At 48.4% G+C, this 24,215-nt stretch carries 25 protein-coding genes; 12 read left to right on the forward strand and 13 right to left on the reverse strand.

Annotated features, from left to right (window positions below; translation table 11 throughout):
* The first annotated feature begins 5 nt into the window (after window positions 1-5).
* Complete coding sequence (locus BM185_RS03655; RefSeq protein WP_091959383.1) at window positions 6-1,331, forward strand: MATE family efflux transporter; 1,326 nt, start codon at window positions 6-8, stop codon at window positions 1,329-1,331.
* A 64-nt stretch (window positions 1,332-1,395) separates the two neighbouring features.
* Here BM185_RS03655 and BM185_RS03660 read toward each other — a convergent pair whose 3' ends face one another.
* Complete coding sequence (locus BM185_RS03660; RefSeq protein WP_091959386.1) at window positions 1,396-2,196, reverse strand: flagellar motor protein MotB; 801 nt, start codon at window positions 2,194-2,196, stop codon at window positions 1,396-1,398.
* Window positions 2,197-2,217: 21 nt separating this feature from the next.
* A complete protein-coding gene (locus BM185_RS03665; RefSeq protein WP_091959389.1) occupies window positions 2,218-2,994 on the reverse strand; it encodes a MotA/TolQ/ExbB proton channel family protein in 777 nt (258 codons plus the stop codon).
* A gap of 304 nt (window positions 2,995-3,298) precedes the next feature.
* Between BM185_RS03665 and BM185_RS03670 the strand changes: the two genes are divergently transcribed.
* Complete coding sequence (locus BM185_RS03670) at window positions 3,299-3,757, forward strand: c-type cytochrome (RefSeq protein ID WP_091959392.1); 459 nt, start codon at window positions 3,299-3,301, stop codon at window positions 3,755-3,757.
* A 55-nt stretch (window positions 3,758-3,812) separates the two neighbouring features.
* Here BM185_RS03670 and BM185_RS03675 read toward each other — a convergent pair whose 3' ends face one another.
* Window positions 3,813-4,484, reverse strand: coding sequence for a cytochrome b/b6 domain-containing protein (locus tag BM185_RS03675; RefSeq protein WP_091959395.1), 672 nt, complete (start codon window positions 4,482-4,484; stop codon window positions 3,813-3,815).
* A gap of 58 nt (window positions 4,485-4,542) precedes the next feature.
* Between BM185_RS03675 and pdxH the strand changes: the two genes are divergently transcribed.
* Window positions 4,543-5,190, forward strand: a complete 648-nt coding sequence (pdxH, locus tag BM185_RS03680) for a pyridoxamine 5'-phosphate oxidase (RefSeq protein WP_091959397.1) — start codon at window positions 4,543-4,545, stop codon at window positions 5,188-5,190.
* 12 nt (window positions 5,191-5,202) lie between these two features.
* On the opposite strand, the gene BM185_RS03685 is transcribed toward pdxH, so the two are convergent.
* Window positions 5,203-7,932: a bifunctional acetate--CoA ligase family protein/GNAT family N-acetyltransferase gene (locus BM185_RS03685; RefSeq protein ID WP_091959400.1), complete on the reverse strand. Its 2,730-nt coding sequence runs from the start codon at window positions 7,930-7,932 to the stop codon at window positions 5,203-5,205.
* Between the two features lie 120 nt (window positions 7,933-8,052).
* Here BM185_RS03685 and BM185_RS03690 point away from each other — a divergent pair, with 120 nt between their 5' ends.
* On the forward strand, window positions 8,053-8,976 hold the full coding sequence (locus BM185_RS03690) for a histone deacetylase family protein (protein ID WP_091959403.1): 924 nt from the start codon (window positions 8,053-8,055) through the stop codon (window positions 8,974-8,976).
* Window positions 8,977-9,049: 73 nt separating this feature from the next.
* Window positions 9,050-10,582, forward strand: a complete 1,533-nt coding sequence (locus BM185_RS03695) for a sensor domain-containing diguanylate cyclase (protein ID WP_091959406.1) — start codon at window positions 9,050-9,052, stop codon at window positions 10,580-10,582.
* A 63-nt stretch (window positions 10,583-10,645) separates the two neighbouring features.
* On the opposite strand, the gene BM185_RS03700 is transcribed toward BM185_RS03695, so the two are convergent.
* The 7 genes from BM185_RS03700 to BM185_RS03730 all read right to left on the reverse strand — a co-directional run bounded on the left by BM185_RS03700 (window position 10,646) and on the right by BM185_RS03730 (window position 16,460).
* Window positions 10,646-11,041, reverse strand: coding sequence for an ectoine synthase (locus BM185_RS03700; protein WP_091959409.1), 396 nt, complete (start codon window positions 11,039-11,041; stop codon window positions 10,646-10,648).
* 11 nt (window positions 11,042-11,052) lie between these two features.
* The gene (gene ectB, locus BM185_RS03705; RefSeq protein WP_091959917.1) at window positions 11,053-12,327 is read right to left on the reverse strand and encodes a diaminobutyrate--2-oxoglutarate transaminase; all 1,275 of its coding nucleotides are present in this window, start codon (window positions 12,325-12,327) and stop codon (window positions 11,053-11,055) included.
* Between the two features lie 66 nt (window positions 12,328-12,393).
* Window positions 12,394-12,891, reverse strand: a complete 498-nt coding sequence (ectA, locus tag BM185_RS03710) for a diaminobutyrate acetyltransferase (RefSeq protein ID WP_091959413.1) — start codon at window positions 12,889-12,891, stop codon at window positions 12,394-12,396.
* A gap of 124 nt (window positions 12,892-13,015) precedes the next feature.
* On the reverse strand, window positions 13,016-14,374 hold the full coding sequence (gorA, locus tag BM185_RS03715; RefSeq protein WP_091959416.1) for a glutathione-disulfide reductase: 1,359 nt from the start codon (window positions 14,372-14,374) through the stop codon (window positions 13,016-13,018).
* A 45-nt stretch (window positions 14,375-14,419) separates the two neighbouring features.
* Complete coding sequence (locus BM185_RS03720; protein WP_177203461.1) at window positions 14,420-14,884, reverse strand: cytochrome c; 465 nt, start codon at window positions 14,882-14,884, stop codon at window positions 14,420-14,422.
* A 31-nt stretch (window positions 14,885-14,915) separates the two neighbouring features.
* Window positions 14,916-16,106 carry an HD-GYP domain-containing protein gene (locus tag BM185_RS03725; protein WP_091959422.1) on the reverse strand — a complete coding sequence of 397 codons (1,191 nt, stop codon included), beginning with the start codon at window positions 16,104-16,106 and terminating at the stop codon, window positions 14,916-14,918.
* Window positions 16,107-16,127: 21 nt separating this feature from the next.
* Window positions 16,128-16,460, reverse strand: a complete 333-nt coding sequence (locus tag BM185_RS03730; RefSeq protein WP_091959426.1) for a hypothetical protein — start codon at window positions 16,458-16,460, stop codon at window positions 16,128-16,130.
* A 71-nt stretch (window positions 16,461-16,531) separates the two neighbouring features.
* Between BM185_RS03730 and BM185_RS03735 the strand changes: the two genes are divergently transcribed.
* On the forward strand, window positions 16,532-17,356 hold the full coding sequence (locus tag BM185_RS03735; RefSeq protein ID WP_245751669.1) for an inositol monophosphatase family protein: 825 nt from the start codon (window positions 16,532-16,534) through the stop codon (window positions 17,354-17,356).
* Here the strand turns inward: BM185_RS03735 and BM185_RS03740 are convergent, their stop codons facing one another.
* Complete coding sequence (locus BM185_RS03740) at window positions 17,357-18,112, reverse strand: glycerophosphodiester phosphodiesterase family protein (protein WP_177203462.1); 756 nt, start codon at window positions 18,110-18,112, stop codon at window positions 17,357-17,359.
* Window positions 18,113-18,159: 47 nt separating this feature from the next.
* Here BM185_RS03740 and alr point away from each other — a divergent pair, with 47 nt between their 5' ends.
* The 6 genes from alr to BM185_RS14650 all read left to right on the forward strand — a co-directional run bounded on the left by alr (window position 18,160) and on the right by BM185_RS14650 (window position 22,758).
* Window positions 18,160-19,254 carry an alanine racemase gene (gene alr, locus BM185_RS03745; protein WP_091959431.1) on the forward strand — a complete coding sequence of 365 codons (1,095 nt, stop codon included), beginning with the start codon at window positions 18,160-18,162 and terminating at the stop codon, window positions 19,252-19,254.
* A gap of 11 nt (window positions 19,255-19,265) precedes the next feature.
* Complete coding sequence (locus BM185_RS03750) at window positions 19,266-20,153, forward strand: NAD(P)-dependent oxidoreductase (protein WP_091959434.1); 888 nt, start codon at window positions 19,266-19,268, stop codon at window positions 20,151-20,153.
* On the forward strand, window positions 20,150-20,929 hold the full coding sequence (locus BM185_RS03755; RefSeq protein WP_091959438.1) for a hydroxypyruvate isomerase family protein: 780 nt from the start codon (window positions 20,150-20,152) through the stop codon (window positions 20,927-20,929). Before BM185_RS03750 ends, BM185_RS03755 begins: the two co-directional genes overlap by 4 nt.
* A gap of 318 nt (window positions 20,930-21,247) precedes the next feature.
* The gene (locus BM185_RS03760) at window positions 21,248-21,502 is read left to right on the forward strand and encodes a GrxA family glutaredoxin (protein WP_091959440.1); all 255 of its coding nucleotides are present in this window, start codon (window positions 21,248-21,250) and stop codon (window positions 21,500-21,502) included.
* Between the two features lie 106 nt (window positions 21,503-21,608).
* Complete coding sequence (locus BM185_RS03765) at window positions 21,609-22,442, forward strand: 23S rRNA (adenine(2030)-N(6))-methyltransferase RlmJ (protein WP_091959442.1); 834 nt, start codon at window positions 21,609-21,611, stop codon at window positions 22,440-22,442.
* A 145-nt stretch (window positions 22,443-22,587) separates the two neighbouring features.
* Window positions 22,588-22,758: a hypothetical protein gene (locus BM185_RS14650; RefSeq protein ID WP_177203463.1), complete on the forward strand. Its 171-nt coding sequence runs from the start codon at window positions 22,588-22,590 to the stop codon at window positions 22,756-22,758.
* Between the two features lies 1 nt (window position 22,759).
* Here the strand turns inward: BM185_RS14650 and BM185_RS03770 are convergent, their stop codons facing one another.
* Entirely contained in the window at window positions 22,760-24,079 is a 1,320-nt protein-coding gene (locus BM185_RS03770) for a Y-family DNA polymerase (protein ID WP_091959445.1), read from the reverse strand.
* Between the last annotated feature and the right edge of the window lie 136 nt (window positions 24,080-24,215).

Below are 24,215 nucleotides of genomic sequence, written 5' to 3' on the forward strand. Positions count from 1 at the left end.
CTTTGATGCTTGAAATTGACCGTACCCGCAAAATTCTGACCCTCGCCCTGCCCATTATGGGCGGGATGCTGAGCCAAAGCCTGCTGAATTTGGTTGATGCAGCTCTAGTCGGCAGCCTTGGCGAGACAGTGCTGGCGGGTGTGGGTGTCGGTGGTTACGCCATCTTCATGCTCACCGCGTTAATTATGGGGCTGGCCTCTGGGGTACAATCCCAGGTTGCTCGCCGTCATGGTGCGCGTGAATATTCAACGCGCGCACTTCCCCTGAATGCCGCTATCCTTTTGGCATTAATCATCACTTTGCCCCTCACCTGGTTGGCTTGGCAGTTTTCCTTGCAAATTGTTGGTCTGATTAATCAGGATCAAGCCGTGCGCGAAGTTGCCAGTGATTATTTCAGTTGGCGCAGCCTGGCTTTGTTACCCATTGCCTTAACGCTTTGCTTTCGGGGTTATTGGCAAGGCATTCACAAGCCCGGCATCTACCTAAAAATCATCCTCTTTACTCATACGCTGAATATCATCTTAAGTATCTGGCTGATTCATGGCGGCCTGGGTGTGCCGCCACTAGGCGCTGTGGGAGCAGCTCTAGGTACCAGTATCTCCGTAACCCTAGGTGCTCTGGTTTGGGGCTGGATGACCTGGCAAACAGCCTGTCCCAGTGGCTTTGTTTTTCAACCCACCTCTTTAAATCTGCTTTGGCGCACTCTGCGTTTGGCTGCACCTAATTCTGTACAGCAGTTTTTGTTTGCGGTCAGCTATGCCGTTCTTTTTTGGTTTTTAGGGCAAATCAGCACCTCCAGCGTGGCCGTTGGCCATGTTCTGGTGCACTTATCGCTACTGATGATTTTACCGGGAGTGGGGCTGGGTATGGCCGCCATGTCTTTGGTAGGTAGCAGCCTGGGTGATGAACAAAAGGATGAAGCCCACCGCTGGGGCTGGGAGGTTATGCGCTTGGCTTCAGTATTGCTGGGCTGCCTTGCTCTTCCCATGATTTTCTTCCCTGAAGCTATCTTGGGAATTTTCCTGCATGAAGCTCACCTGATAGAACTGGGCAGAATTCCGCTGATGCTAACCGGCATTATGATTACCCTGGACGCTGCTGCTATTGTCTTCAATCAAGCCCTCCAGGGTGCCGGTGCCCAGCGCCTGGTTATGCAAATTAGCCTTTCCATGCAATGGCTGGTTTTTTTACCTGCAGCCTGGTTAGTTGGTATCTATTGGGAAGCGGGCTTACTGGGCATCTGGTATGCTCAGCTCGGCTATCGAATCATCAACTCCAGCGTCTTTGCCTGGATATGGCAGCAGAGACGCTGGCAGCAATTAAAAGTTTAAATTAACTATTGCGCTTGGTGATGATTCTGCCCTGACCTGCGCTCATGACGTTAATTACTTTTTGTTAGCGGTAGGTCGGAATCTGCTGAATCCCCTGGAACACTTCCCGCTCTTCAGTGATATCTCTTTCCATCAGTAGAATCTCAACGCGCCGGTTACGGGAACGCCCTTCAGGTGTGGCATTAGTATCCAAAGGCCTGGCATCACCATTACCCACAACATAGAGGTACTCTTCATTGAGGTTACTCATCCAGGTCAGCTCATGGGCTACTGAGGTCGCCCTGGCTGAGGAAAGCTCCCAATTAGACCGATAGCGGTCTGTATGTATGGGCACGTTGTCAGTATGTCCACCCACAATGACATACATTTCAAATTCAGAAATCAAATCACCGACACGCTGAATAATAGGCACCATTTGCGGCTCCAGCCAGTCACTGGCGGAACCAAAAGCTGCATCATCCGGGAAGCGAATAATAATATGGTCTTCATCATGCTCAACGATTAACAGTCCGCGCTCAATTTCATCAGTGAAGTTGGTTTGAAGGCGGTTACCCAGGGTGTCCAGCTGATTTTCAGCCCCGGTGTTTTCAGTCGTTGGAGGTTCAGGCCGAATGGGTTCAATAATGTTTTCAGTACGTGGTGGATTATCAACCGGAATCAGGTTCAAGGGGTTCATCATCTGAAAGCCGAAAGCATCCTGCAAAGCCATGGAAATGGCGCGAAAACGCTCTTGCTCCATGGTAGAAAACGACAGGATCAACACGAAAAACACCAGCAGCAGCGTCATCATGTCTGCAAAAGTCACCATCCATTTCGGGACTGGTGCATCTTTACTTTCCTTTTTTTTACGCTTCTGCTTCATCATGAGTGGTCAGTATCCCCGGGCCTACTCGACTTCTTCATTCATGTTGACAGTACCACGCTGGTACTCAGGCAAATAGGTTTCCAGCAGCTCGTCCAGTACTTGAGGGTTCATACCGTTGTAGATCCCCATCACCGAATCAATAATCAGCTCCATGTTGTTGCTTAACTCTTCACCCTTGAGTGCCAGTTTGTCGGCAATAGGCAGGAAAACCAACTGGGCCATTAAGGATCCATAAAAAGTCGTTAACAGGGCTATCGCCATACCTGGACCCAAGGCGGTGGGATCATCCAGGTTATTCAACATCGCAACCAGACCGACCAGCGTACCCAACATACCAAAAGCCGGACAAAGATCACCAAAGGCTCTGAAGACTCTTTCACCAATCGACTTACGATCTATGGTTAGGAGCATTTCTTTTTGCAGAACTTCCTGAATAAATTCTGGGGCACTACCATCCACACACATCTGCACCCCTTTCTGAAAGAAGGGGTTGTCAATAGGCTCATCCTCAAGACCCAAGAGGCCATTACGACGCGCAATGCGTGATAAGCGGTTAGCCAGGGCAATAATTTCGCGGGGGTTGTCATTACGCTCAAAAAAAGCAGTGGCAAAGCCTTCTTTGATACCAACCAGGTAGCTCTGAACTCTGAATTTGATCAAGGCTGCGGAGAAGGTGCCCCCCATAACCAACAGAATACCTGGCAGGTTAAAGAAAAGGCCTATGTCGGCAGCCGTGATGATAGCCAGAACAATAAGCGTAAAACCTAAGACCAGGCCAAGTAGTGTAGCAAGATCCATATTGCGATCCTTAATGAATGCAGCATTAATCAAAGAGTTGGCATACCGATGGGCAGGCACAGACCCATGTATGATAGCAGTCCTGAAGCTTTTTCACAGCCTCCAAACCCAGGCTTTTGCATTGCAACTTACCCAGACCTCTGAGAAAAAGCAATAACAGTTATCGTTTTATAAGCTTAAGTAGCCAGCTTCCATCTTCACATCGGCCAAGAATTTGATTTTTTTAGGAGTATTTTGCCGAGGTCAGGTTTTTGTTGTAGAGTTCAGCCTGTATAAGCAAACACTGATGATAGGAGAGTCAAAGATGTTTAAAAAAGCAATTATTGCAGTAGCAGCAGGACTTTTAACAGCAACTTCCGTACAGGCTGATTATTTTGATCCCGAAGATGCCGTCAAATACCGCCAGGCTCTTTATCAGGTCATTAGCGCACAAGCCAGCGTTATGGGTGGCATGGTGCGTGGCGACCTGGATTTTGATGGTGAAGAAATCAATCAGCGTGCCCGCACTATTGCCCAGACCGCCCAGCTACTGCCTGAAACCTACTTCCCTGAAACTCGTGGCGTTGGCAACACTCGTATGCGTGATCGAGCCTGGAACAATATGGAAGACTTTCAAAGCAAGGGCGGAAATTTTCGTACAGCCCTGGAAGACCTGATTGAAGCTTCTTCTCAATCAGACTTTGATTCTTCCAAGGCACGCTCTGCTGTTGGTGCTCTGGTTCAAAGTTGTCGCAGTTGTCACGATGATTATCGTGCCCGCTAAGCCTTATTAAGGAGGCTTCGGCCTCCTTAATTATTTGACGACAGGAAAACTCCGCTCAGAACCAGTAAAAAAGCCAGATGACCGGTAGAACAGCCAGAGTCAGAGCAACCAGAAAACGCAGCCAGGGAAAGCGAAGCGGCTCTTGTTGCAAAAGGTCAGCTGGCTTCTTCGCTGGCTTTTTTTGGCCTGTCAGCATGGCTTTTACCAAGCCTTCCCCTCTCAGCTTGTAGACGAGTATCGCCAAGAGGTGTAAGGCGATCAAAGCCAGCAGATAATCAAAAAAGATGTGATGCCAGTCCGTCATCCACCCTGAAGTGGAACGGGAGACTTGATCATAAAGGGGCCCCGGGAAAAGAAAGTCATCAATAAACAGTCCTGTCATCAGTTGAAACCCCAATGCACCCAAAAGTACCAGTACCATGAGCCCACCCAGTGGATTATGACTGAGGTAAAGCGGCTTATTTTTGGAAAAAAAAGCAGTTAAATACTGCCATACTGCTTTTGGACGAGGTAAAAAATGCCGAAACCGCGCATAGGGTGTTCCTATAAAACCCCAGATGATTCTATAAAACAGCAAAACCATAAGTAGCTGCGCGAAAAGCATATGGTTTTCGGTATCAAGTCGCGTATACCAAAGCGCAAAAATGACCAAGGGCAAAGACCAGTGAAATACCCTTATCGACCAATCCCAGACTTTGATATTCTGGGCATCTTGCTGATCATTCATTAATGAGCTACTCCTAATTAAAGTCAGGTTGCTCACTTTACACCAAGAGGAATACAAGATGAACCGTGATTTGGCTGCCATGCGTCGCAACTATGCCAAGGAACCTCTCACAGAGCAGAAAGCCGGTGACTGTCCTTTTGCACTTTTTACCCAGTGGCTTTCAGATGCCATGCAAAGTGAAACCCTGGACCCTAATGCCATGACCCTGGCTACTGTTGATACCAGCGGACAACCGAAAGCAAGAACCCTATTATTGAAAGGTTTCTCAAAAGAAAAAGGCTGGGTTTTCTATACCAACTATGAAAGCGACAAGGGCAGCGAACTGGCCCATAACCCCAAATGCAGCTTGCTGTTCTGGTGGGAAAACCTGGAACGCCAAGTGAGGATTGAAGGCCAGGTACAAAAGCTTTCTGAACAGGAATCTGATGCCTACTACAGCAGCCGCCCCCGTGACAGTCAATTAGGGGCCTGGGTTTCTGAACAAAGTCAGATCATTGAAAATCGTGAAGTCATGGAAGAGCGTCAAGCTATTTTGGAAGAACAATACCAGGGCATAGACGCCCTACCCCGTCCTCCTCACTGGGGTGGCTATCAACTCAGGCCTACCAGCATTGAGTTTTGGCAAGGGCAACCCAGCCGACTCCATGACCGTATTCGGTTTAGGTATGAAGACGGCGAATGGATCATGGAAAGGCTGGCTCCCTGACCCTTCAGGAACTTAAAAAACAGGGTTCTGTAACCTATGGCGCTGCCAATCACTGGTTGGTTCATTCAGTGGTAAGACAGCGTCTATAACCTGCTCTTCAAGATTATAAGTACACTTAAAACCCAGGTGCTTCATCAATCCACGCATGGGGTGATTCTCAACCATAATTTTACCCACCATTTCCAGCGTTCCCACACTTTTGCTATAACTGATGAGTTTATTCATCAGCAGTGAACCCAGCCCCAAGCCCTGCAAATCATCTCGAATAATGACCGAAAACTCGGTACGTATATTGTCGGCATCTGTCCAGATTCTGGATACACCTAAAATTTCTTTACTACCGTCTTCAAGGGTTTCTTCAGCAATAAAAGCCATTTGGCGGTCATAATTGATCTGGGTTAAGAGTGATAAATCCCGCTTGGTTAAATCTGCTTTGTTATGGAAATAGCGGAAGCGGATACTTTCTTCAGATAAACGGCTATGAAAACTCAGTAGTGCAACCGAGTCTTCGCCTCGAATTGGACGTACTTCAATCACTCGGCCATCTTTGAGTGCAACCTCGGTCCGCAAGTCTTCTGGATAAGGCATAATTGCATGGTAGGCTGGCTCTCCAAGATCACACTGTACATCAATAGCCAGCAGTTCATTGCGGTTAAGCAGAAGCGGATTGATTTCCAAACCCTTGATCAAGGGTAAATCAGAACACAGCTGAGAAAGCTTAACCAACAACTGACAAATACGATCCAGGTCTTCTTCCGCACGATTACTGTGCTCCATAATCAAACGCCCTGCATGCGTACGACCAACCAGATCTCTGGCCAGAGTCATGTTCAAAGGTGGCAAGGCAATTTGGCGATCAAAGAGAATATTGACCTTATAGCCACCAATACCAAACAAAATAACCGGGCCAAAAACAGCGTCTCGGGTAAAACCCAGGTTCAGCTGCATGGAATGCTTGCCACGCTGCATAGCTTGCAACACATAAGAGTAAAAAGGGCTTTTCGGAAATTTCTCAGCACGCTTAGCTTCTAAACGCTCTGCACCTAGACGCACATCCTCAGGTGTTTCCAAATCCTGTAACAAGCCTGCTGAAAGCTTGTGAGGATGTTTACGATAAACAAAAGGGTAGCAATTGTTAGCATGGTTGATTTTCAGTGCCTTACTGCCACTCAGGGAGGCTGCCATAGAGGCAGCTTCATCGGGTGTTTGCGGATAGTAGGTTTCAGCCATCTCTATCCCATAGGCTTTCAAAAGCTCATTGGTTTCCTGGTGGTTCAGGTGATCCCGCCCACTGGCTGAAATTTCAGCGACTAGATTCCTGGCCCGCTGACGTGCTTGCTTAGAGGTTTCAAAAGGCAGGCTTGGCGGCGTTTCCTGTAACAGCCTTTGGTTGCGCTGATAGTTCACCAGATGCATAAATGCCTGGACGGCTTTTTCAGGTGACAGGTAGGTAGGAATACCTGCCAGATTAAACTCATGGCGGGCAGGAAATGCATGGTCCAGTCCCATCCAACTGGTCAGCAGATTACGCTTATAGTTTTTCCGGTTTGCAATAACTGCCAAAGCAGTAGCTTCACTTGGAGCCAGGCGGGTGGGTGCATGCACTACCAATACAGCATCAACTCCAGGATCAGCGGAAACCAGTTGAATAGCATCTACAAACTGCTGAGGAGTTGCACCTCCTCCAATATCTAATGGGTTAATACGGTAATCATCACTTGGCAACCATTCTCGTAGCTTCTGACGGGTTTCATCACTCAGTTCAGCTAAGCGCCCTCCCTGGTGAATTAGCCTATCTACAGCAAGCATACTGGGACCCAGACCGTTACTGACAATCGCTAGACGATCTCCACGCACCGGGCGCATCCGGGTCAGAGTTTCCAAAGCATCAAAAAGCTCTTCACTATTATCAACACGAACCACACCGGCTCGTGAAAAAGCCGCATTGTAAACCGGATCACGATTAGGAATGCCTGGAGTAATCAACAAAGGATCACCCTGGGCTTCGGGTGTACGGCCTGACTTAATGGCCAGTACCAGTTTATTACGGGAAGCTTCACGAACTGCCGTCATAAAATGTCTGGAATCAGGCACATGCTCCAAATGCAGTAAAATCGCCTGAGCATTTGAAAAGCGATTAATGTAATCAATAACATCGGCCAAACGCACATCGACACTATCACCTAGAGTGATCAAATGTGAGAAGCCTATGCCTCGGCCATTGGCCCAATCGATAATGGCATTACCCAGCATCCCGGATTGGCCAATATAGGCCACCTTGCCAGCTTTAATATTTTGCGGGGCATAGCTGGCATTTAATTTACGACCAGGTACCAAAATCCCCATACATTCCGGTCCCATAACCCGAATGGCTGAGGATTGAGCGGCTTCAAGAAGCTTTTGCTTATAATTGGTCTGCCGGTGACCCTGATTGGAAGTCAGCACCAAGGCTGCTTTAACCCCAAAACGGCCCAGCTCTTCGACCACCCCCGGAGCAGCAGCAGCTGGTGTACAAACAACGGCCAAATCGGGAATTTCAGGTAATTTTTGAATGGAACGATAAACGTCGCAACCATGAACCTGCTGATATTTTTTAGGATTAACCACCCAAACTCTTCCTGGAAAACCGGCATCCTTCAGATTGGCAACCACCTGCCCACCTAAACTGAAGTTTTTTTCTGAAGCACCGATGACCGCCAGGGTGTTGGGTTCAAAAAAATACTTTAAAAAGCGCGTACTCATGACCCTCTCCTTAGCAAAAACCAAAAGACCGACAAACACTTGCAAAGATTACGACGTTTGCCCAGTATCCATTAAACAGCCGCAAGTTTAAACTGTATAAAAACAAAGGGTGGCTCTGACATGATTACATCTTTCATCACTCATCAGGATTGTTCGTTGCATGATATGGGGCCCTGGCACCCAGAGAACCCTTTGCGCCTGAATGCCATTATCGACCAACTAAAACTCAGTGGGCTTATGAATCAATTGATTCAATACAAGGCGCGCCCTGTTACTGAAGAACAGCTCTATCGGGCCCATCCCAAAGCCCATGTGCGTTCACTCCAGCTTAGTCAACCTAGCGAGGGTTTTACACCTCTAGAAGAAGAAACCCTGTTGGCACCCCGTTCACTGGAAGCAGCCTCACTAGCGGCAGGTGCCGTCATTCGTGGCGTTGATCAAATTTTCAAAAACCAAGCTGATAATGTTTTTTGTGCCGTCCGCCCACCAGGGCACCATGCAGAAAGAGTAGAAAGCATGGGCTTTTGTTTTTACAACAATGTTGCCCTGGGTGCTTTACATGCTTTAGAGCACCATGGTTTGGAGCGAGTGGCTATCGTTGATTTCGATGTTCATCATGGCAATGGCACAGTCGATATCTTTCGCAATGACCCCCGTGTTCTAGTCTGCTCCAGCTTTCAACACCCTTTTTATCCTTGGCGTTATGCTGACCATCAGGGAGAAAATATCATCAACACCCCACTTGAAGCGCATACTGCTAGCAAGGGGTTTCGTAAAGCTATTGAACAGAGCTGGCTGCCGGCTATACAAAATTTCCGACCACAACTGATTTTGATTTCTGCTGGTTTTGATGCCCACCGTGAAGACCCCATGGGTGAGCTGAATCTAGAAGATGATGACTACTACTGGGTAACCCAATTACTGATGGATTTAGCCGACACCTATACAGAGGGCCACTTGGTTTCAGTCCTTGAAGGTGGTTATGACTTAAATGCCCTCGCCCGCTCTGTTCATCGACACCTTGAAGCGCTGCAAAAACTATAAAAGGATAGCCTGTCTGGGGTATAGTGTAGGCCCAGAATAAACCCGGTTATCAATTTCTGCAGGAGTTCAAGCGGTGATCCCAGCACCACTGAAGGACAAACTTAACCAGTGTAAAACTCTACCCTCCTTACCCGCTGTAGTTGTCGAGGTGATCGAGCTGGCACGCCTGCCTAATACAGGCAGCAAAGAGCTCGCTGAACTCCTCTCGCAAGACCCTTCCATCAGCGCCAAGATTCTGGCAACAGCTAATTCTGCTATCTATGGCGGCAAGGACATTTCTGGGCTCCAACAAGCAATTAACCGTATTGGGGTTGAAGGTGCTCTTTCTTTATCCCTGAGTTTTGGCTTGGCCATGCACAGGGGTGCTAAAAATGGGATGGATCTGGATTACTTCTGGAAACGTTCGCTGATTAGCGGGCTAGCTGTTCGTGAAATTTATAAACTAACCGGGCTCAGCTTTGAAGTGGAAAGTGTTTATTTAGCGGCACTTCTACAGGATATCGGCATGCTGGCTCTGAATGAACTGGATCCAGACATCTATGGGGTTATTTTTCACAGTGCCCGCTCCCACCGACAGCTAACTTCTTTTGAAGAAAGAGAATACACCTCCAACCACGCAGCTATAGGCGCCTGGCTGGGACAAACCTGGGGCTTGCCTGATAAATACACAGACATGATTGCAGACAGCCACCGACTGCCCAAGGAGGTTCCTGAAGATAACCTGAATGTCAGAGTCCTCGCCCTTTCCGGACTGCTTGCTGACCCCTGGTTATCCGGTAACAAGGAAATGTCCATGACCTTGGCGTACCAGGCAGCTCAGGACTACCTAAAGATGGATGAGCAGGGCTTTTCTCATTTACTGTTAAGGCTTCAGGATCAACTACCTAATATTAGCCGTCTATTTGATATTCAAGCGCCTAATAAAATCGATACCTTCAATCTTCTGCAGGATGCCAAACACCTGTTAGTAGAGCGCAATCTGCGCATGATGCAAAAACTGGCTGAACAGCAAAGTGAAATTGAACAGCTGAAAAAAAACTCAGCTCGCCTGCAAGAACAGCTGAAACGCGATCCTCTCACGCAAATCTATAATCGCCAATATACCGAGCAGAAGCTTGATAAATACTTTCACGCTACCGCTAAAACCGGCTCTTGTCTGGCGGTAGTCTTCATTGACCTGGATTATTTTAAAATCCTGAATGATCAACACGGCCATGCGGTGGGTGATTCGGCGCTCAAAGCCTTTGCCGCAGCGCTTGAACAGGAGCTTGGCAGTGGTAACCTTGCCGGTCGTTATGGAGGTGAAGAGTTCGTTGCACTCATGCCTGGTCATGCTCAGGAAGGAGCCCTTGAATTCGCACGCCGCCTTCAAGAGTACTTGGCCTCAACACCACTACTCAGCCATAACAAGGAAGATATCTATATTTCTGCATCCATGGGTATCGCTATCCATGCACCTCATGGCAAGAACCCAGCGGAAATCTTTGCAGACCCTGATTCCCTTCTTGATGCTGCTGATAAGGCCATGTATTCGGCCAAGCGAACTGGCAGGAATCAGATTTTGTTGTTTAACAGCCAGGGTGGCCACACCCAACTGGATGACTAAGACCCCATCCCTAAAGATAAAAAAAGCCACTCCAAGGAGTGGCTTTTTACTGAACAACTCAGCTTAGGTTTCATCAGCGGGGGCATAAGAACCATCTTCACGATGCTTCTCCGTACCCGTAATAGCCGGATAGAAAACACAAGCCAGTGTCATGGTTTTGCTGGCACGCAGCAGATGCTGATCATGTTTGTCCAGTACATAGACATCACCTGGCTTGATAGGCCAGATTTTACCATCGGCAACTGTTTCCACTTCACCCTCACCCTCAATGCAATAGACTGTTTCCAGGTGATGCTTGTAGTGAATGGGCGTCTCGGTACCTTCATAGATACGCGTAATATGAAAAGAGTGGTTCATATTATCGTCGGCCAACACCAAGCGGGTGCTGTCCCAGTTACCATTTTCGGCCACTACAAAGCGGTCGGTTTTGCGGGCTTCTTCAAGATTACGTACGATCATCGCACAACTCCTCAGGCTTTTTTGGCCAGCTCTTGTTTTAGAACTTTCTCAACGATATCCAAGCCCTGATTCAATTCATCATCAGTGATCAGCAGTGAACACAGGCATTTGACAACCTGTCCGGAATGGCCACAGGTTTCAATCACCAGACCCTGCTCAAAACAGCCGGCAACGATATGATCGGCCATATCACCGTCAACCACATCCAGGCCACGCATTAAACCACGACCACGCTCTTCAGCACCTTCAATGCCTGCTTCGTGACACATGCGGGCCATCTGCTTAAAGCGATGCTCAACAATTTTACCCTTACGCTGCACATCTTTTGCCAGGCTGTCATTTGTCCAGTACTCGCGCATGGCTGCTGTGGAAGTAACAAAAGCCAGATTATTACCACGGAAGGTACCGTTATATTCGCCAGGCTTCCACTGATCAAGGTCACGACGCATAAAGACAGCAGCAAAGGGCAGACCATAGCCTGACAGGGATTTAGAAGTAGTAACGATATCAGGTTTCAGGCCCGCTTCTTCAAAACTGAAGTAGGCACCGGTACGACCGCAGCCAGACTGGATATCATCAACAATCAGTAGAATATCGTGCTTCTTACAAATAGCTTCAATGCCTTGCAGCCATTTTGTGGAAGCAACATTGATCCCACCTTCACCTTGAACCGTTTCCAGCAGGATAGCTGCAGGATAATCCACACCACTGGAGCTGTCCGTCAAGGTTTTCTCAAGAAACTCAAGACTGGAAGAATCCCCTTCCATATAGCCGCAGTAGGGCATGAAAGATACACCCTGCGTAGGTACCGCAGCAGCATGGCGGAACTTACTGTTAGCCGTGGTTGCCAGAGCGCCCAGCGTTACACCATGGAAAGCATTGGTAAAAGAAACGATATTAGTGCGGCCAGTCACATTCCGGGCAATCCGCAAGGCAGCCTCTATCGCATTAGTACCTGTGGGGCCACAGAATTGAACCTTGTAGTCCAAACCCCGTGGTTTGAAAATAACTTCTTCGAGGGTTTCCAGGAATTCACGCTTGGCGGAAGTCCACATATCCAGACCATGGGTGATGCCATCATCTGTCAGATAATCAACCAGTACTTTTTTCAACTTTGGGTTATTGTGACCGTAGTTGAGAGTACCTGCACCCGCCAGAAAATCTATGTATTCACGATCATTTTCATCGTACAGCTTGGCACCACGGGCGCGGGTGAATACGGTAGGAAAAGAGCGACTATAGGTACGCACTTCCGATTCAAGACGTTCCAGTGATTCAGAATTCACTTGGTTGTTGCTCATGGTTAGTCACCTGTCGTTTTGAAAAATGTTAAGTGTCAGCTCAAGAAAAAATTAACCGGCTGGAGTAAAAGGCCCTATTTGAACCAGCATTTCTGGCTCATGGTCGCCTCCCAGCTGCTCACTGGTAAACATGACCTGGTTATTTAGCTCAGCTTTGCGGTCACGTGCAAAAGCACGAAACAGCCCCCAAGAGGCCTGGTTATCCGGAGTAATAGTGGTTTCCAGAAAGCGCACTTGTTTACAGGCATCACCAGCAAGTACGGCATCCATCAGTTGGCGCGCCATACCCTGTCCACGCAGTTCATCACCCACTGCAACCTGCCACAAAAAGAAGGTGTCAGGAGCACCAGGTTTGATATAGCCAGAAAGAAAACCGCATACCTTACCCTTGAATTCAGCAACCACACAGGTTTCTGCAAAGTGAGTGGCTTGCAGTAAATAAAGGTAAGCAGAGTTTAAATCCAGAGGGGGGCAGCTCTTGATGAGCTGATGTATCGGGTAGCCATCGTCAACGACGGGCTTACGTATAATTGGCGTATTTGTATCCATTGAGTTATCGGTCTCTGTCCAAGATGGTGCTTAGTTTACTGAGCTAAGCACCAAAAATCAAATTTAGGGTTATCAAAAACAGCCTTAACGATAACTTTAAATTATGGTTAAGGGGTAAAAAATCCTAATGGCGAGTAATGCTGCGCAGGGTAACCAGCTCCTCAGCCGAAGTAGGATGAATACCTATAGTGGCGTCAAAATCTGCTTTGGTCAGCCCGGCTTTAACGGCAATTGCAATGCCTTGAATCAGTTCACCGGCATCGGGCCCAACGACATGGCAACCAACAACCTGGTCACTTTGATCATCAACAACCAGCTTCATTAAAGAACGGCTGGGATTGCCTGCCAAGGTATTGCGCATAGGTTTGAAGCTGGTCGTATAAATACGCACCTTTTCAAACCTCTGCCTTGCTTCTTCTTCACTCAGCCCAACCGTACCTATATTGGGGTGACAGAAAACGGCAGTGGCTATATCAGAATAGTCCAACTTACGCTTTTCTTCCCCGCTATAGAGATTATGAACCAAGGTCATGGCTTCTGCTAAAGCAACTGGTGTCAGTTGAGGACCGCCGGTGACATCACCCAGCGCAAAGATATTCGGAACCTGGGTAGTAAAGCTTTCATCAACTGGGATTTCCCCTGCCGCATTAGGCTGGATACCTACCTTTTCCAAGCCTAGCCCCTGGACATTGCCCCGGCGTCCTGTCGCGCAAAGTACGGCATCCACTTCCAGTGTTCGCCCATCATTGAGGGAAACCTGCAAAGCATTGAGGTGGCGATCTATCCGTAAAATTTCACGACCAACCAGGAAGTTAATTCCATGTTGTTGCATTTCTTCCTGAACAAAACTGCGAACTTCTTCATCAAAGCCACGAAGCACCTTGTCGCCTCGGTAGACCAAAGCCGTTTCAGCGCCAAGGCCTTTGAAAATAGAAGCAAACTCCACAGCAATATAGCCGCCTCCATAAACCAGGAAGCGCTTGGGAAATTCGGGAAGATTAAAGACTTCATTAGAAGTCAGGCAAAGTTCAGAACCAGGAAAATCAGGGATATAAGGCCAGGAACCTGTTGCTATCAAGAGACGCTCAGCCGTGTAGGTTGCTTCACCCACTTGAACTTCATGTTTGGAAAGGATTTTGCCGCGACCCTCAATACGCTGCACACCACTACCTTCAAGCAGACGGTTATAAACACCATTAAGGCGAAGAATTTCTTTTTTCTGGTTGTCTCTCAAGGTTGGCCAGTTAAAAACAGGCTTCTCCAATTGCCAACCATAGCCAGCTGCATCTGCAAAATCTTCAGAAAAATGAGCGGCATAGGAGTAAAGCTTTTTGGGAACACAGCCGACATTAACACAGGTTCCACCCCAATAGCGGTCTTCAATAATACCAACCTTAACACCTCTACCCGCAGCCATACGGGCAGCACGGACACCGCCTGAGCCGGCACCTATGACCAGCAATTCAAAATCATATTTTGGCATTCAGCTCTCTCATTATTTTAAACAATGGATGGATTTTCTACTCTATTAACGATAACGAAAAGTATTATGACACTGCCTGCAACTCTGAGCAGTGCGATCGATCAGACGTCCGGCATCAGTCAGCCGTTCTTGTTCAAGCAATTCGTGAATTTCTTCAAGGTTATCGGTGAATTGATTCAGCAAAAAGTCATAGCGATCTTTTCTGTCCCAGATCTGAGGACGCGCCCGGCTTTGCGGAAACTGCTCTCTTGGCGAGGGCTCTTCAAAGAGACCCGGCAAACGGTAGGCATGTCGAATCAGTTGATCAGAATACTCCATGGCACCCTTATGATCTTCACTTCGCATATTAACCACTTTAAAGCGTAGTGCTTTGAAAAGACGGTCAATTTCGTCAAAGGTTTCGATTCGCAAATCAACATCTTCAGATAAGCTGCCCGCATGCATGGGCAAACTCAAACCCAAGGTTAAGATAAGCGCAGCCCCCAGAGGCAGCCACTTTTTGTTTTGCATTGCTTGTTTCTCCATTCAATCAGGCTAGCAGTTAATTGACACGCCGTAGTTTGATACCCCATAACAATGTTGGGTTCAATCGAGGTAGACTTTGGGGGTTAACACCAGCGACCACATTGTAAGAAAATTCACTGGTATCTCTTTGCTGCATACGCATAAAGAGCTGACCATGACTATCCATAAAGCTGGTTACTTTTGGCGCCCGTGTATCCTTGGTTCTTTCAATGACGATAGCCACTTCGCCATTACGCAGGCGGACACTGGCTCCCGGTGGGTAAAGGCCCAGTTCACTCAAAAAAACCTGGCTCAACTTGGGGTCAAACTGTTTGCCCCTTGCCAAAAAAATCGACCTCAAGCTTTGCTGAGCGCTTAAACCAGGGCGGTAAGGACGACCTGTTACCAAGGCAGCATAAACATCGCCCAATGCCAGAATCCGGGCTTCCGGACGGATTTTTACGCCCTTGAGTCCTTTCGGATAGCCCTTGCCATCCGTTTTTTCATGATGTTGGTAAACAATCTGCAGCCAAAGGCGATCCATTACACCGGCTTTACTCAACAGCTTCACCCCTTCCAAAGGATGCTCTTCTACCTGGGCGCGTTGCTGTTTACTCAAGGGCTCTTTTTGGGCGTGCAGACGCATTTGGTAAGCATTCATGCCAATGTTCTGTGTTAAAGAAGCAGCCAACATGGAAAGCTGAATGGGTTGAGGTACCTTGAGCGTTTTGGCAACGAGAGCGGCAATGATGGTGACATGCAGAGGGTGTTGAATAATGTAAGGATGCTCGCTGCTCATATGAACCGCACCCAGAACGGCATCCGCATTGAGTTCAATCAGCCCTTGAACCTGGGTTGCCAGGGCATAGCAACGTTTTTCAACCTGGCCCGGTCGGGCTTTGTCTTCTTCAATCAACTCAAAAAGCTGCTTTAACTGATAGCCCAGCTCATCCAGCTCACTAAAAGGGTTGGTCGCCTGATCAAAGAGAACCGGCTGAGGCTCCGTTGGATCAGGCGCTGTTTCACCGGAAGCATCCGAGGCTTTCTTTTCTCTGTGCCGATAGCCTTTGCTTAACAGATTATCCAGTTTGCGCTGGTTATCCACCTGAGAGCCTTCGCGCATGAGCAGCTGCCCTGCTTCTGTGTACACCGTCCAGGGCAATTCCATACCCAGCTCTAGTTCCTCCTCTTCGAGGGGGTAGAGCTCTTGGTTATTATCAATAAGCATTGGTATTTGGGCTCTGGTCTTTCAATTATTTTGCTGGCGTTGGGCATCTTGCCAGGCTTCCAGGCTGGGATAGCCTTGTTCTAAAGCACGCTCTTCTAAGATAACGGTATAACGACCTATAAATGCAAAAAGTGCAATCACCAATAAACAAACAGTTAAGGCAACATGCAGTAAGAAAACGGGCGGAAGCTTTAAGCGTTTAATCAGAAACTGTCGGCTCGGTGGCCACCAAAGAAAGCCAATCAAGGCCAAGGACACTCCGGTTAAAAAGTAAAAACCACTCAGCCAAAACCCGCTAAGAATCAGTGAGCAGCCCAAGAGCCAGCTCCAAGTTGTTGTCAGCTTTCCGTCCATCCCTTTACCCTTCATATGGATACTTAGGAAATGCTACCCTTATCCATCATCAAGTCAACCGAGAGCCTACCTTGAAAACCACGATTCCCGTCACAGATTTGCAAAATCGTCTCAAAATTGCTGAAAAACTTGCTCTCCAGGCAGGGCAAATGCTCATGCAAGCCAGAAATAGCGGGCGGTTTAAAAGTAATTACAAGGCTCACCAGGAGCTGGTCACCTCTACTGACGAGGAAATAGATACCTGGCTGGTGACTCGCCTCAAGGCAGCCTTCCCTGATGATCAAATTCTCAGTGAAGAAGGAAATACCGAAAGTGCGACTGCTGAACAGGCGGCGGCTTTATGGATTCTTGACCCCATCGATGGCACCGTCAATTTTGCACACGGCCAACCCCATGTTGCTATTTCGATTGGCTTGTACGCCTATGGAGTGCCCCAGCTCGGCGTAGTACACAGCCCTTTTCTGAAAGAAACCTTTGTTGCTTTACGGGGCCAAGGAGCCATGAAAAACAATCAACCTATCAGTGTTAGTGGCCTTCAAGAATTAAGGCCAGCCCTGATTGCAACCGGCTTTCCCTATGACAAAACCCAATTGGCACCCTTAATTCGTCGGTTGGAAAGAGTTCTACCCAAGTGCCAGGATTTACGCCGTTGTGGATCGGCCGCTTTGGATATTTGCCATGTCGCTGATGGCTCTCTGGATGGCTATTATGAAAGCCTGAGCTTGTGGGACTTTGCAGCAGCAGTTTTGATTGCTGAAGAAGCGGGCGCTCAACTGAGCCACCTCTATAGCAGTGCTTTAAGCTTTTATTTGGATACACGTGACTGGGTCATTACCACCCCCGCCATTCATGAGCCGTTAAAAGCACTACTGCTTGAAGCTGATCAAAGCAACTAATTAGACAGGTTCACCAAAAGGGGTCCGCCTGCGATCCTGGATAAAGGGCTGGAAGCGCTCGGGGTAGTCGGTAAAAATTCCTGTTGCGCCCCAGGCAAAGTATTTTTCGCTCTGCCTTTTGGAGTTAACGGTATAAATATAAACTTCACGACCTTGAGCACGCACTTCTTCAATTTGACTACGCCTTAACCAAGAGGTGCTGAGGTGGACTGAAGCGGCTTCCAGGTCTTTGGCTTTTTGTAGCCAGTTTTTAGGCAGTTTTTCCCAGAGGCAACCACGAGGAATTTGTGGCAGCAAGCGCTGGGCTTCATAGAGCACATCCATGCTGAAGCTGGAGATCAAAAGCGGTAGGCCTGGAAAGTTTTTTAGCTCTCGAACAGCCAATTGCAGCGTCAATAAATCCTTGTCCGGGCTGGTGGGTTTGATTTCCAGATTCAACCCCAGCCCTAACTGTTGAATCCGCTCCAGGGCCGATGCCAGGGTCGCCAAAGGTTGACTGGTTCCACCCTTCACTTTTCTTGGCGAGAGTACACGAATCTTGCCCAGTGCATTAAAATCCAGTTTTTCGATCTGGCCCCGGCCATTACTCAACTTGTTCAACCAGGCATCATGAAACAAAATAGGAACCTGGTCACGTGTCAGCATGACATCCAGTTCTACCCAACGAACCCCCAGTTCAGCGGCCAGCTCGATGGATTGCAGGGTGTTTTCAGGGGCCAACCCCCTGGCACCTCGGTGCCCAATGATTGCTGACATTAACATAAGAAAGCCTTATCAATAAGAATGCTTGCCAGGAGGCAACTATGGCTCGACCCTTGGTCGCTGAAATCAACCTCAAAGCCCTACGCCACAATTATCAGCTGGCCTGCCAGCAATCTGCAAGGGATCAAGCGCTTGCCGTTATTAAAGCAGATGCCTATGGGCATGGTGCCATTCAAGTCGCCAAAGCTCTGGAAGATATGGCCCCTGCCTTTGCTGTGGCTGCAATTGAAGAAGCAGAAACCCTGGTTGCTGCTGGAATCAAGCAGCCTATCGTATTGCTAGAAGGCTTTTTCTCAGCAGATGAACTCCCATTGATTCATCAACGGGGCTATCCCCTGGTTATTCATTCATCTTGGCAGGTGGATGCTTTGTCGTTGTTTTTCAAGCAGGATAACCAGGATCAGATTAATCCCTTGCAGATTTGGCTGAAAGTGGACACAGGGATGCATCGCCTGGGCTTTGCTCCCGACCAAGCCGTGCAAGTTCACACCCTTCTGAAACAGCAGCCCTGGGTGAAAGAAATTATTCTCACCAGTCATTTGGCTTGCGCAGATGATCTCAACAACCCTTTCACCCAACAGCAACTCAGCACTCTTTTTCGCTTAAAAAACCAACTGGGCACTCCTGTCAGCCTCGCCAACTCCCCCGCAACCCTCGGCTGGCCCTCAGCTTGTGAAGGCTGGTTAAGGCCGGGAATTATGCTTTATGGCGCCTCTCCTCTAAAACCCGGACATCCACTGGGCGATCAGCTCCAAACGGTCATGACGCTAAAAAGCCGCCTGATCAGTGTTCGACAAATAGCTGCTGGGGAAAAGGTGGGTTATGGAGGGCGCTTTGTTGCCAAGAAGCCCACTCAAATCGGTGTCGTTGCCTGCGGTTATGGTGATGGCTACCCTCGCCAAGCGGTTGATGGCACGCCAGTTGGTGTTCGAGGTCAGGTATGTCAACTTGCTGGCCGGGTGTCTATGGACATGATGACTGTTGACCTGGGCAACCTGGATAATCCCCAACCGGGTGATGAAGTCGAGCTTTGGGGCCCTCAAATTGATGTCAATGAAGTTGCAAACCACTGCGATACCATTAGCTATACACTTCTAACGGGCCTACTCCCCCGTGTTAAACGCCTTTATATTTAAGGAAAGTAAGCATGACTGAAACCCTGGAAAGAATCGGTTTTATTGGCCTGGGGCTGATGGGAGCCCCGATGTGCCAACGTCTTTTAAGCCATGGATTTACATTAAATGTCTGGAACCGTACCGCCAGCAAAGCCGATGCTCTCCTTGCTGCCGGCGCCCAGTTACAACCCAGCCCTGCGGAGTTGGTTCGTACCAGCCAGGTTATTGGCCTTTGTGTGACCGATACTGACAGTGTTGAAGCCTTGCTCAACCAACCGGAAGGCCTGCTCGCAGGACTTGAAAAAGGTCAAGTCATCGTGGATTTTTCAAGTATCTCACCCAAAGCCACACGCCGCTTTGCTGAACAGGTGGCACTCAAAGGTGCCGAATGGGTGGATGCCCCCGTTTCAGGTGGCGTGCCCGGCGCTGAACAGGGCCAGCTAGCCATTATGTGCGGTGGCAACCAGGCCACGATAGAACGCCTTGAACCTTTTTTTGCACCTCTGGCCCGTCAAGTCACCCGTGTTGGTGAAACAGGAAGTGGCCAGGTTGCCAAAATTGGTAATCAAATGCTGGTCAGCTGCAACGCTCTCGTCATCGCAGAAATGCTTGCCCTAGCCGAAGCAGCCGGTATTGAAGCAGAACAGCTCCCTAAAGCCTTTGCGGGTGGCTTTGCTGACTCCCTGCCTTTACAAATCCTGGCACCCAGAATGGCGGTCAGCGAATTCAGCAACCCTAAATGGACGGTTAAAACCCTGCTCAAGGACTTGCAGTTGGCTGCCGATCTTGCCAAGGAAGAAAATCAATCCACTCCTATGAGCAGTCTTGCGGCCCAGTTGATGCGGATGCAAGCAGCCCGTGGACGCTTGGAGGAAGACCCAGCGACCCTTGTTGACCTTTATCGACAGGAAAAACCATGAGCTCACTCGCTGCCAATATCACCCTGATGTTTCAGGATCTTCCTTTACTGGAACGAATTGCAGTTGCACGCAAACTAGGCTTTCAAGGTGTTGAGGTGCAATTCCCTTATACCGAATCTCCAGAAACCTGGCAAAAGGCTCTACACGCATCCCAGATGCCGTTAATTCTTTTCAACCTTCCGGCGGGTGATTTTATGCAGGGTGGTACTGGTTTAGCCTGTCACCCTGGAAAAGTAACTGAATTTCAGCAAGCTTTTGAAACCAGCCTGCCCTACATAGAAGCTCTGAAACCCCAAGTGATCAACCTACTTGCCGGGCGTAAACCAGAAGGCTATAGCCAAGAAGACTGCTTAACCCAACTGACTGAGAATCTTGTGTATGTGTGTCAGCAACTCAAACCCCACCCTCTCAAGGTAACCTGCGAACCCATCAATAATCTGGATCAACCAGGCTACCTACTGCCCCGAGTTAAAGACTGGCAAGACTTGGCAGCAAGGGTCAAACAAGACCATTTCGGCCTCCAACTGGACATCTATCATGCCGCGCGCATGGGTGATAACCCTGCTCAACTGATATTAGAAAATGCCAATCAGCTGGCTCATGTACAGTTTGCTGATTCACCGGGACGCAGTCATCCAGGAACAGGAAATCTTGACTGGATTGCAATCTGGGAAGCTTTAGCCAAAGTCCACTACCAAGGCTGGATGGCTGCTGAATATCCAGCAGGCCAACAGGATTCTTTTGATTGGATGCAGGCACTACCGGCTTTACCCTAATAAAATTAAGGGTTTTGTATGCAATCTATTACAAGCCTAGTCAGCAACTGCACCTAGGAGACGCTCGCCTAAATCCCTAATATAGAGTTTGAGCATTAGGCAAGGAAGTCAGCTCAACAGGCTAGAATCTCAACCTCGTTGAGAAGACTTATGTCTACGCCCCGCTTCGGCGGGGCGTTTCGCTTTCTGGCTCTAAAAAACCAACCTTTTATTTAGATAGCCGGACACAATGGCTAATTTAGTTTTTTTAGATTGGAAATCTTGCCGCATTTGAAGGAAACTAGTTGTATTAAAACCCATTCCTGAAAGAGGCTAAGAATGCACATTGTTATTTTTGGGCGCCCCGGCTGCCCCTTCTGTGTCCGCGCCAAAGACCTGGCAGAAAAACTGGAAACATCTCAGGGCGCGACCTATCGCTATGTAGACATCCAGGAAGAAGGCATTACCAAAGCAGACATGGAAAAAACGATCGGCAAGCCTGTAACTACCGTGCCTCAAATTTTTATTGATAAGCAGCACATTGGTGGTTATACCGAAATGGAAGCTCACGCCAGGCAAGAAGGCTGGGTTTAAGCATTCCCGCAGCATTATTCCAACTCGCTTATTCAAAAAAGCCTCGGCATCCAGCCGAGGCTTTTTTTATGTTAAACTCGCCTCTTTCCCAAGTTGACCCAAAAACATGCTCAGTTACCGTCACAGCTACCATGCAGGCAATTTTGCCGACCTTCTCAAACACCTGACTCTCATCTACCTGCTGGAATACCTCAACAAAAAAGACAAGCCTTATTGCTATCTGGATACCCATGCCGGTGCAGGTTTTTATGACCTCAAATCCACCCATGCCAGTAAAACGGCAGAAGCAGAAGAAGGTATTTGGCGTTTAAACGATCAACAACTTAAACATCCCCTACTAGTTCAGTACAGGGAACTGATTAGCCAACTCAACACGACCCCAACAACCCGTTACTACCCAGGGTCACCCAAAATAGCCAGCCTTTTACTGCGGTCAACCGATCGTTTACTACTGAACGAGCTTCACTCCAAAGATCACGAATCTCTGAAAGCCGTCATGCAAAACGACCGACGCTGCAAGCTTTTCCAGGAGGATGCCTTTACCCTGCTGAAAGCCAGCGTTCCTCTAAAAGAGAGACGAGGCCTCATTCTCATGGACCCCTCCTACGAGAAGAAAGAAGACTACGCACAGGTCATTAAAGCACTAGAAGCGGCCCATAAACGCTTTGCTACCGGCATCTATGCCATTTGGTATCCTGTTATTAGCCGCCAGGATACTGAGCGCTGGATCAATCAGCTGGCTCAAAAGCTTCCCAATATCTTAAGAATTGAACACTGCCCTCTACCAGATACCAGCGGCTTTGGAATGTCAGGCAGCGGCATGCTAGTCATTAACCCGCCCTATACCCTCCAGGATGACTTCAAGCCCTTACTAAGTGAGCTTGAAGAGCTGCTAAGGCAGGGCACACCAGGCAAGACCAAAATTCAACAATTAACTTGACCAGGGTTGCATTAGACTTTTTGTGCATCGCACAAAAAAATTCTTTTCATTAACATAATTTATCGTTAAGGTGGTCAAGCCTTAGTAATTTTTTATTCTCATGCGTAACAATTACGCGTCTTCCAAGCGATTCGAGGAAAAGACTATGTCCAGACCTTCCTATGTAGCCACAGCCGGTGGCTTCTGTATGGCTGGCAGTAGCCGTCCTGCTGTTCCTGTAGCAACTGCAGAAGCAGCAAGCAACCCAGTAGCTGGAACAGCAAAACCAGATCCAACCCTCAAGCCAGGATCAAAAACAACTCAGATCATCAAATAAGTCACCTGGCCACGACTTTTGGCAATTCCTGCCAGGAAGTCGTATAGGCAGGAGAACGCTTCTCCTGCCTAGCTTTCCAACCCGCCTCTTTCATCCCAACACCCAAGGTCACACTGCCTCTTCCCTGGCTTAGGTTAACTCTATCCATCACCTGCATCAGGCGCTCTCTTTTCAGGCGCTGGTTTTGCGTCTCAGAGGTTTCCAAAACGGATAGTTGAGCAGGCGAAGCATCAACCAGCTCCATCAAAAGCACTCCCGCTTTGTGGTAGTGATAACCCTCTCGCCACAAACGCCGCAACAACTTCCTTGCGGCTTCAAGCATTTCGGTGGTATCTGCCGTCGGCTGATCAAACTGATAGAGCAAGGTATCGCTATGCTGTGGACGGTCACTGCGAAAAGGATTGGTTCTCAGAAAAATACTAAAAGTTTTAACCAGGCTTTTCTGTTCACGTAACTTCTCGGCAGCTCGCTGAACATGATGCCTAAGGGCATCCAGAACTTCCTGCTGATTATCTGAGGCCCTTCCAAAACTGCGCGAAACGCGCAACTGCTTCTTAGCGGTTTCTTTGCCACTGCCATCATGGCAAGGCTGACCTTTCAGCTCCATTTGAATCCGGGCCAGGGTTACTGAAAAACGCTTGCGAAGCATAGCTTCTGGAGCCTCTCTTAGCTGCCAGGCGTTATCGATGCCTAAGCGTCTCAAACGCTCCGCCAAACGCTTACCTACTCCCCAAACTTCTTCAACAGGCGTTGCTTCCAGTAACTGACAGGTTGAATCTGCATCGGCATCCAAAACGCTGACTTTAGGGCCTTGCCGCTTCAGTTTTGCCTGACTATTCGCCAGCTTGGCTAGAGTTCGCGTCTGAGCAATGCCTACGCCTACTGGAAGATGCGCTTGCTGGGCTATAGCCTGCTCAATTTGACGCCCTTGCTCCAACAGTCCATCGGTAAAAAAACCAGAAAGCTCTACAAAGGACTCATCCACTGAATAGGGTTCTACTCGATCTGAAAAACAAGAAAGAATATCGTTAAGCCGACGATTCATGTCAGCGTAGAGCGTGAAATTAGAGCTTAAAAGCGCGATGCGATGACGACGTATCAAATGCTGGATCTTGTGGACCGGGGCCCCCATGGGCACACCCAGGGCTTTAAGTTCGTCACTACGGGCAATAATGCAGCCATCATTGTTTGACATGACACCAACAGGCCGGCCATGCAGCCGTGGAGAGAAAGCCCTTTCGCAACTGACAAAAAAGTTGGTGCCATCAACCAAGGCAACCCATTTGTTTCTTCTGGAAGAACCTGCCTGCTGAATGCTCATAGCGACCTCGACAAATGATATGATCTTTATACAGTATAGTTTTTTATACAGTAGTTTTGTCAAGTCTTATTCGGTTTCCTTGTTGCAAGGCTTCAGCTAGGCTAGGCAACTTATTTTCCTTGAACCCAAGTTAACA

Origin of the sequence: Marinospirillum celere (genome assembly GCF_900112235.1) — a bacterium.
Lineage (GTDB): Bacteria > Pseudomonadota > Gammaproteobacteria > Pseudomonadales > Halomonadaceae > Marinospirillum > Marinospirillum celere.